The sequence below is a fragment of the Caryophanon tenue genome (assembly GCF_001700315.1).
Lineage (GTDB): Bacteria > Bacillota > Bacilli > Bacillales_A > Planococcaceae > Caryophanon > Caryophanon tenue.
On record NZ_MASJ01000022.1, the window covers coordinates 37,456 to 44,878 of the forward strand.

General features: G+C 41.5%; 10 protein-coding genes and 1 rRNA gene. All 11 read right to left on the reverse strand.

What is annotated here, in order from left to right; translation table 11 throughout:
* Nucleotides 1–18 precede the first annotated feature (18 nt).
* Nucleotides 19–891, reverse strand: coding sequence for a 16S rRNA (cytidine(1402)-2'-O)-methyltransferase (gene rsmI / locus A6M13_RS10030; RefSeq protein WP_066545565.1), 873 nt, complete (start codon nucleotides 889–891; stop codon nucleotides 19–21).
* Nucleotides 872–1,147 carry a GIY-YIG nuclease family protein gene (locus A6M13_RS10035; protein ID WP_066545567.1) on the reverse strand — a complete coding sequence of 92 codons (276 nt, stop codon included), beginning with the start codon at nucleotides 1,145–1,147 and terminating at the stop codon, nucleotides 872–874. Before A6M13_RS10035 ends, rsmI begins: the two co-directional genes overlap by 20 nt.
* Nucleotides 1,134–1,880 carry a tRNA1(Val) (adenine(37)-N6)-methyltransferase gene (locus tag A6M13_RS10040; RefSeq protein ID WP_066545570.1) on the reverse strand — a complete coding sequence of 249 codons (747 nt, stop codon included), beginning with the start codon at nucleotides 1,878–1,880 and terminating at the stop codon, nucleotides 1,134–1,136. Before A6M13_RS10040 ends, A6M13_RS10035 begins: the two co-directional genes overlap by 14 nt.
* Nucleotides 1,881–1,960: 80 nt before the next feature.
* Complete coding sequence (gene yabA / locus A6M13_RS10045; RefSeq protein ID WP_066545573.1) at nucleotides 1,961–2,314, reverse strand: DNA replication initiation control protein YabA; 354 nt, start codon at nucleotides 2,312–2,314, stop codon at nucleotides 1,961–1,963.
* Nucleotides 2,315–2,338: 24 nt separating this feature from the next.
* Complete coding sequence (locus tag A6M13_RS10050) at nucleotides 2,339–3,154, reverse strand: PSP1 domain-containing protein (protein ID WP_066545574.1); 816 nt, start codon at nucleotides 3,152–3,154, stop codon at nucleotides 2,339–2,341.
* 3 nt (nucleotides 3,155–3,157) lie between these two features.
* The gene (gene holB / locus A6M13_RS10055; RefSeq protein WP_066545576.1) at nucleotides 3,158–4,150 is read right to left on the reverse strand and encodes a DNA polymerase III subunit delta'; all 993 of its coding nucleotides are present in this window, start codon (nucleotides 4,148–4,150) and stop codon (nucleotides 3,158–3,160) included.
* 62 nt (nucleotides 4,151–4,212) lie between these two features.
* Nucleotides 4,213–4,650 carry a YaaR family protein gene (locus A6M13_RS10060; protein WP_066545583.1) on the reverse strand — a complete coding sequence of 146 codons (438 nt, stop codon included), beginning with the start codon at nucleotides 4,648–4,650 and terminating at the stop codon, nucleotides 4,213–4,215.
* Nucleotides 4,651–4,703: 53 nt separating this feature from the next.
* On the reverse strand, nucleotides 4,704–5,033 hold the full coding sequence (locus tag A6M13_RS10065; protein WP_066545586.1) for a cyclic-di-AMP receptor: 330 nt from the start codon (nucleotides 5,031–5,033) through the stop codon (nucleotides 4,704–4,706).
* A 61-nt stretch (nucleotides 5,034–5,094) separates the two neighbouring features.
* The gene (gene tmk / locus A6M13_RS10070; RefSeq protein ID WP_066545590.1) at nucleotides 5,095–5,727 is read right to left on the reverse strand and encodes a dTMP kinase; all 633 of its coding nucleotides are present in this window, start codon (nucleotides 5,725–5,727) and stop codon (nucleotides 5,095–5,097) included.
* A 1-nt stretch (nucleotide 5,728) separates the two neighbouring features.
* Nucleotides 5,729–7,138, reverse strand: a complete 1,410-nt coding sequence (locus A6M13_RS10075; RefSeq protein WP_066545592.1) for an aminotransferase class I/II-fold pyridoxal phosphate-dependent enzyme — start codon at nucleotides 7,136–7,138, stop codon at nucleotides 5,729–5,731.
* A gap of 119 nt (nucleotides 7,139–7,257) precedes the next feature.
* Nucleotides 7,258–7,373: ribosomal RNA gene (gene rrf / locus A6M13_RS10080) — 5S ribosomal RNA — on the reverse strand.
* Nucleotides 7,374–7,423 lie beyond the last annotated feature (50 nt).

The window sequence follows — 7,423 nt, forward strand, 5'->3', positions numbered from 1 at the left end:
TTGGGGTTTTCTTATGAATTATTGATGATAGGCATTATACACGTCGCGTTTTTGCATGCCACGTAATTTTGCTACTTCTTTAATAGCGTCTTTTGATGATTGACCAAATTCGCTCATCATATAATCGACATGCTCTTCTAATGACAGGTCTTGCCAATACGGTGCTTCATCAAATATCTCTTCACCGTCTTGATTACCTTCTAGCACGATACAAAACTCACCACGAATTTCATTTGTATTCGCCCATTCTACCGCTTCTTCTAACGTCCCACGTAAAAACTCCTCAAACTTCTTCGTTAATTCACGTGCCAGCACAACACGACGGTTGCCCATCACTGTATGCATATCTTTTAACGTATCTTTAATGCGGTGCGGTGCTTCGTAAAATAAAATCGTTTCTTCTCGACGACGTAATGTTTCAAGCGTTTCTTTACGCTCTTTTTTCGCACGCCCTAAAAAGCCATAAAAATAAAATGGCTGTGGTGTAATACCTGACGCAATAAGTGCTGTTAATGCAGCATTCGCACCTGGAATCGGTACAACCGCAAACCCTTCAGCTATCGATTTTTCGACGATATCTGCACCTGGGTCCGAAATACAAGGTAAGCCTGCATCACTTACTAATGCAACTTGTTTACCGTCACGCAGTAGCTGTAAAATCTTTTCGCCACCTACTTCGATATTATGCTCATGATAGCTTAATAGTGGTGTTGGAATATCAAAATAATTACACAGTTTTTTCGTATTTCGTGTATCCTCTGCCGCAATCATATCAACTTCTTTTAAAATGCGTAATGCACGCATCGTCATATCTTCCAAGTTCCCAATCGGCGTTGCGACTAAATATAAACAACTTCCTGTTTCATGCGTACTACTTTTTTGAGATTTCATGTCGTTCCCCCCATATGATACGTTCTTTTTGTGAACGATTTAATTGCTTAAATGCATACTCTCGACGCATTGCTTCTTGCTTCGTATCAAATGTTTCGGTATAGACAACCTTTACGGGCAAACGAGGCTTCGTATATTTTGCCCCTTTGCCTGCATTATGTGTTGCCGTTCGCTTCGCTAAATCATTTGTGTAACCTGCGTAAAATGTTCCATCTGCACATTGTAGTACATAAAATGTATGCTTATTGTTTTCCATATAACAACTCAGCAATTTCTTTTGTATATTCATTGTTGTCGTCATACACATATAACGGTGGTAGCACTTTTACATCTGGCTTACCATCTTTAATGCCCTCCACTAAAATCGTATTCGCTTCCTTGCCCTGTTTCGGGTATACGAGCTGAATACGCTTTGGCTCTAGACGGTACTTGCGCATAAGTGTCACAATATCAAGCATACGACCTGGACGATGGACGAACGATGCTTTCCCACCCTGCTTTAATAAACGACTTGATGCCATAATGGCCTGCTCCAGCGTTAAATGTAACTCATGACGGGCAATCGCATGATGCTCATTGCTATGCTTTTCCGTTAATTCATGTGCTAAAAAATACGGCGGGTTGCATGTCACAGCATCATACTTTTCGACACCAAGCATTGCGGGTGCATCATTGACATCGCCTTCAATAATTGTGATTTGTTCTGTTAATTCATTATACGCAACGCTGCGCTGTGCCATATTGGCTAAACGTGGCTGTAATTCAACCGCGGTAATGTGCGCTTTTGAGCGTGCAGATAAAAATAGCGGAATAACACCATTCCCCGCACATAAATCGACAATTTTCCCACGTGCTGATAGCGGTATACCTGCAAATTTCGCAAGTAGCACTGCATCTAATGAAAACGAAAATACGGATGGGCTTTGAATAATACGTAAATTCTCTGCCAATAAATAATCTAAGCGTTCATCGCCTTGTAAAAACTCCATAAAATCCTCCTTGCCTACCATTCGAAACGACTAAAAAACTGAGACTTACAGCAGTAAGCCCCAGCCTTTCATGTCATGTATTAACCATTTTGTTTGTTTAAAAACGATAAACAAAACAAGCAATCTTCACCTTTTCGTGAACTTCCAAAATGTATATGGCACACATGGAAGCCTTCATGATAAAGTCGTGCAAGGTTATCATAGCCTTCGCCGATGTCCACAGCACTCACTTTTTTCCCCGATTGCGTCTCGCTCTGTTGTTGGTTCAGCACTTCCTCCAAGCGTTTACGCAGGTGAAGGTTTTCCGTTTGAAGTGTTTGGTGCTCCTCCATCATATGTGCAACAAATTGCTTCAATGTGGAAAATTGCGTCTGCATCACTTCGAGCTGTTGTTCGAACTCCATAACAGTATCTAAAAAATTACGGTCCTTCACTCAAGCCACCTCATTAATCTTTATCTATATAAGATTTTTTTCACAATCCAAAATTTCTTGCAACGCGTATTCTACTACGCGGTCTGTCTCTTTTAATTGTACTTGAATTAAACGCTCGAGTACATTTAAACCAATGACTTTTCCTTTTCCTTCAGGTGTACGAATAAATTCACCGACATCCGGCATGTTCGCTTTCGCTTCTTCATACTCGTCATTTTCATATTTTAAACAGCACATTAAACGGCCGCATAGCCCTGAAATCTTCGTTGGGTTTAGCGATAAGTTTTGGTCTTTTGCCATTTTAATCGACACTGGCTCAAAATCCCCTAAAAATGTCGAACAGCATAGCATACGCCCACAAGGTCCGATACCACCTAAAAGCTTTGCCTCATCACGAACCCCAATTTGTCGAAGTTCAATACGCGTACGGAATATCGACGCTAAATCCTTCACAAGGTCACGGAAATCAACACGACCTTCTGCTGTGAAATAAAAAATAATTTTATTGCGATCAAATGTGTACTCGACATCAACAAGCTTCATTTCTAAAGAATGCTCGGCAATTTTCGTTGTTGCGACATTAAATGCCTCCTGCGACTCTGCCACATTTTCTTCGACTTGTATGCTATCTTGCTCATTCGCTGGACGCACTACTTGTTTTAACGGTAATACAACATCGTTCTCGCCTACTTGCTTCACCGGCACAACGACTTTTCCATATTCAATGCCTCGTGCTGTTTCCACAATGACATACTGACCTACAGCTAATTCAAACTCAGCTGGATCAAAATAATATATTTTACCCGCTTTTTTAAAACGGACGCCTACAACATTATACAAAATTTACCCCTCCTGCAGATTCAGCATAAGCTGCTCCATCATCAGTGCCCGATTCATATTACGCTGTAAATTACTGCGTGTGTGCAAAATCGCTTGCAGTTGATTCGACAATTGCTCATACGTCGTTTGCAACGATACTTCACGCAACAGCGGTAATAAATCAGGATAAGTAAAAGCTGCATCGGGATTGGCTTTATATGCCACAATATCTCGGTAAGCAAACAATAATAAATCTAACGCTTGCTCCATGTCGCTCTTCTCTTTAAATGAAGGAAGCCAATCTTCATGTACAATCAATAACGCTTCGTGTACATTTTTTTGAACTGCTTCTACTAATTTTAACACTGTCTTTCGTGCAGATGCAAACTGCTCATCTTGTGATAATGCAATGGCAGTTTCTAGCTCGTTTGTCACCATACTAACGGTGCTCGCCATCGACTGTGTAACACCTGCTGCTAACAGCTTTTCAATGAGCACAGCGCGTGGCATTTTTTGAAATTTAATATGCTGACAACGAGACCGAATTGTCGGCAATATAGACTGCAGTTGTGCGGTCACTAAAATGGCGGTCACTACGCCGTCCGGTTCTTCTAAATACTTAAGGAGCGTATTTGCTGCTCCGACATTTAGACGATCTGCATCGTGTAGGATGTATATTTTGCGACCTTCTTCCATCCCTTTTTTCTTCATCTCCGCAAGTAATTCACGTACTTGCTCAATTTTTATAAATGCACCATCTGGCATAATTTCGACGACATTCGGGTGATTGCCCGATTCAATACGTATACATTGTCGACATGTTTCACATGGAACATTATGTATGATATTGTCACACAGCAATAATTTCGCAAAAAAATGGGCAACTTCTCGTTTCCCTGTTCCTTGCTCTCCATCAAAAATATATGCATGGGCAGTTCGATTTTTTTCAATAATCGTTTGAAGTTGCTTTATGACGACTGGTTGGATCGTTTTTAATTGCTCAATTGTACGCGTCAAAGCCTACTCCTCCTGCTCGTTTCATTCATTTAGAAAAAACCCCGCGCGAACGTGCACGGGTGTTATGTGTATAGATTAATTAGTAAACCTTTAATCTCACCAATTTTATCTAATAAATCAATTGTTTCTTTTTCTTCATTTAATAAGTCTTCAGCTAACTCAACTAAATGTTTATCAACTGTCTCGACCACTTTTAAACGGCGACCTTCACCGAAGCGATTCCATGTTTGCGATTGCTTTAACTCAAAGCCATAATCAACGGCTTCTTGTAAAAAACGCTTCACAAGCATTTTAAATCGCGCTAGTTCACGTAAATTGCGTGAACGTGCAACGCGGTCTCCCGCTGCTGAAATATCACCGAATAGACGTGTTAACTGCTCCGATTGCATTTGATTCCCTTGCTTCACAACCATTTCACCGAAGCGATTGTTCACGGCACGATTTTGCATATTTTGCGGCGTCTGACCTAAGCCAGTTCGCATATTTTGGTTAATTTTCATTGAGATTCCTCACTCCGCTGCCTATATCATTCGCAACCAGGACAGCATTTTCATTAAAAATGATGGAATTGTTCAATCGGTAACACAAACACCGTTGCGCCACCAACTTCAACTTCTACTGGATACGGTATATATGCGTCTGCATTACCGCCCATTGGCGAAACTGGTGCCACTAATTGGTCACGCGCACGACAGTTTTCTCGTATTAAGTTCAGTAAGTTTGGCACTTTTTCATCATCTGTTCCAATTAAAAATGTCGTGTTACCAGAACGTAAAAAGCCACCTGTACTTGCTAATTTTGTTGCACGAAACGTTGCTTTTGTTAAAGCATTTGATAGACGATTGCTATCTTGGTCTTGCACAACTGCGATTACCATTTTCATATGCGCTCACCCTTTCGTCAGTAGGTAGCTTTATTATAACATACAACTAAACGGCACTACATTACTTTACGCCAATGACCTCGTTTAAAATCGCTAGCACATCTGCCACAACAACGTCGATTGGTTGGTCTGCATTGACAACCCGAATACGTGATGGATACGATGTAATCAACTGCTGATATCCTTCATATACACGATGATGGAATGCTAAGCCTTCGACATCTAATCGGTTTTTCTCACGCTCATCGGCCTCTTGAATACGTGCTAATCCGCGCTCTGGCTTAATATCAAAAAAGATCGTCACGTCTGGCATACGCTCACCAATTGCAAATTCATTAATTGCCTTTACTTCAGCAACGCCAATGCCACGCGCATGCCCTTGATAAGCAAGCGATGAATCAATAAAGCGGTCACAAATAACATGTGTACCTGCAGCTAATGCTGGCTCGACTTTTTCAAAAAAATGTTGCGCTCGTGCTGCTGCATATAATAATGCTTCTGTACGCTCATGCATAGCCGTATGTGCTTTATTTAAAATGACTTCACGAATTTTTTCTGCGATTTCAATACCGCCCGGCTCACGCGTAAATAAAATATCTTGCGTACTGCCGCTGTAAATCTCGTTAATTCGTTGTAGTACCGATGTTTTTCCAGCGCCTTCTGGACCTTCAAATGTAATAAATAAACCTGTCATATTAATCCTCTTTCATTACGTATAATTGATTGTTCGTTAAATCATGTTCCCCTTGTATTTGACAACCGAGCTGTTGATAGTGCAGCAATGCCTCAATATGCTGCGCTGTTATCGTTTCACCGTGCATCATTAATGGAATACCTGGAGGATATGGCACAATGCTTTGTGCGCTTCGCTGTCCGATTGCTTGCTCTAACGTGACGAGCTGTTGTTTAGTTGCTCTGCTTCGCTCAATACATGTAACACGCTCCGTATAATCAAGCGTCGGAAATACTTTATGGATTGGTTGCTCTTTTTGTAAATGTGTAACAGCGTGACGAATCGCCTCGATCTCCTTTTGATATGTTAGCTGAGCATCTGCAGTCACTAAAGGTAACACAAATAATACTTGTTCATTATCTGCTAGCTCCGCATATACATGTTGCTTCTCTAATGCGGCCTTTAGTTGAAAACCATTATAGCCTTCTGCGCGAATGCATAGCTTTAATGGGTCAGCTGCTTCAATGACCACAAGCTCCATCATGCGTAACGCATCGATTAGTTGCGTGCGTATTTGCATCAGTGCATGATAGTCTGCTTGTGTATAATTTGCTACTTGATGGCGCGCATCGTCCAATGACGCAAGTAACACATACGACGGACTACTTGATTGTAACATCCGTAAATATTTAGCAATACGTTCTTCATCGACAAGCGTCGATTTCACATGTAAAAACGAAGCCATTGTCATCGCACTCAATGTTTTATGCGCAGATTGCACAACGACATCTGCACCTAGCGTAAGCGCCGAAGCAGGAAAATGACTACTCGCCGCAAAGTGCGCTCCGTGTGCCTCATCGACAAGTACCGGAATCGAATAAGCGTGTGCCTGCTCAATTAATTGCTGTAAATGCGGAGCTGTGACACCGTAGTATGTTGGAGATGTTAATATAAGTGCTTTTGCGAAAGGATATTGTGCTAGTGCGTGAACTAATGTATGAAGCGCAATGTGCCCAGCTGTTTTTGTCTCCTCATGCCACTCAGGTGCGAGTACAACGGGTACAGCGCCAACAAGCTCTAACGCATGAAAAACAGATTTATGGGCGTTACGTTGTACAAGTACAGTATCTCCTTGCTGACAAGTCGCATAAATCATCGCTAAATTCCCAACGGTTGAACCATTCACTAAAAAGAAGCTGCGGCTCGCGTCATATGTTTGTTGTAAAAGCTTCGTCGCTTCTAATATACATTCTTCTGGGTAGTGTAAATCATCAAGCGTGGTTAATTCGGTTACATCCATTTGTAACACATTATGATAAATAGAAGGTAATGTCGTGAGCTGTCCATTTTTATGACCTGGGACATGAAATGACATTGTTTTTTGCTGCTGAAATTTTTGTAATGCTTCGACTAACGGTTTTTGCTGCTGCATTTGCATTTCACTCTTTTCTAAATAATCCTCATATTATTGTAGCGAACAACGAGAGAGCCGTCCACGAAAAAAGGGCACAAAAAAAACCGATGAACGTTTATGTTCATCGGCTTACGTGTGCGAAGCGACGTCCTACTCTCACAGGGGGAAACCCCCAACTACCATCGGCGCTAAAGAGCTTAACTACTGTGTTCGGTATGGGAACAGGTGTGACCTCTTTGCCATCATCACTTCACTATGTTTACGACTTCCAATCTACTACGTTCTTCTTCGTCAACTACTTCG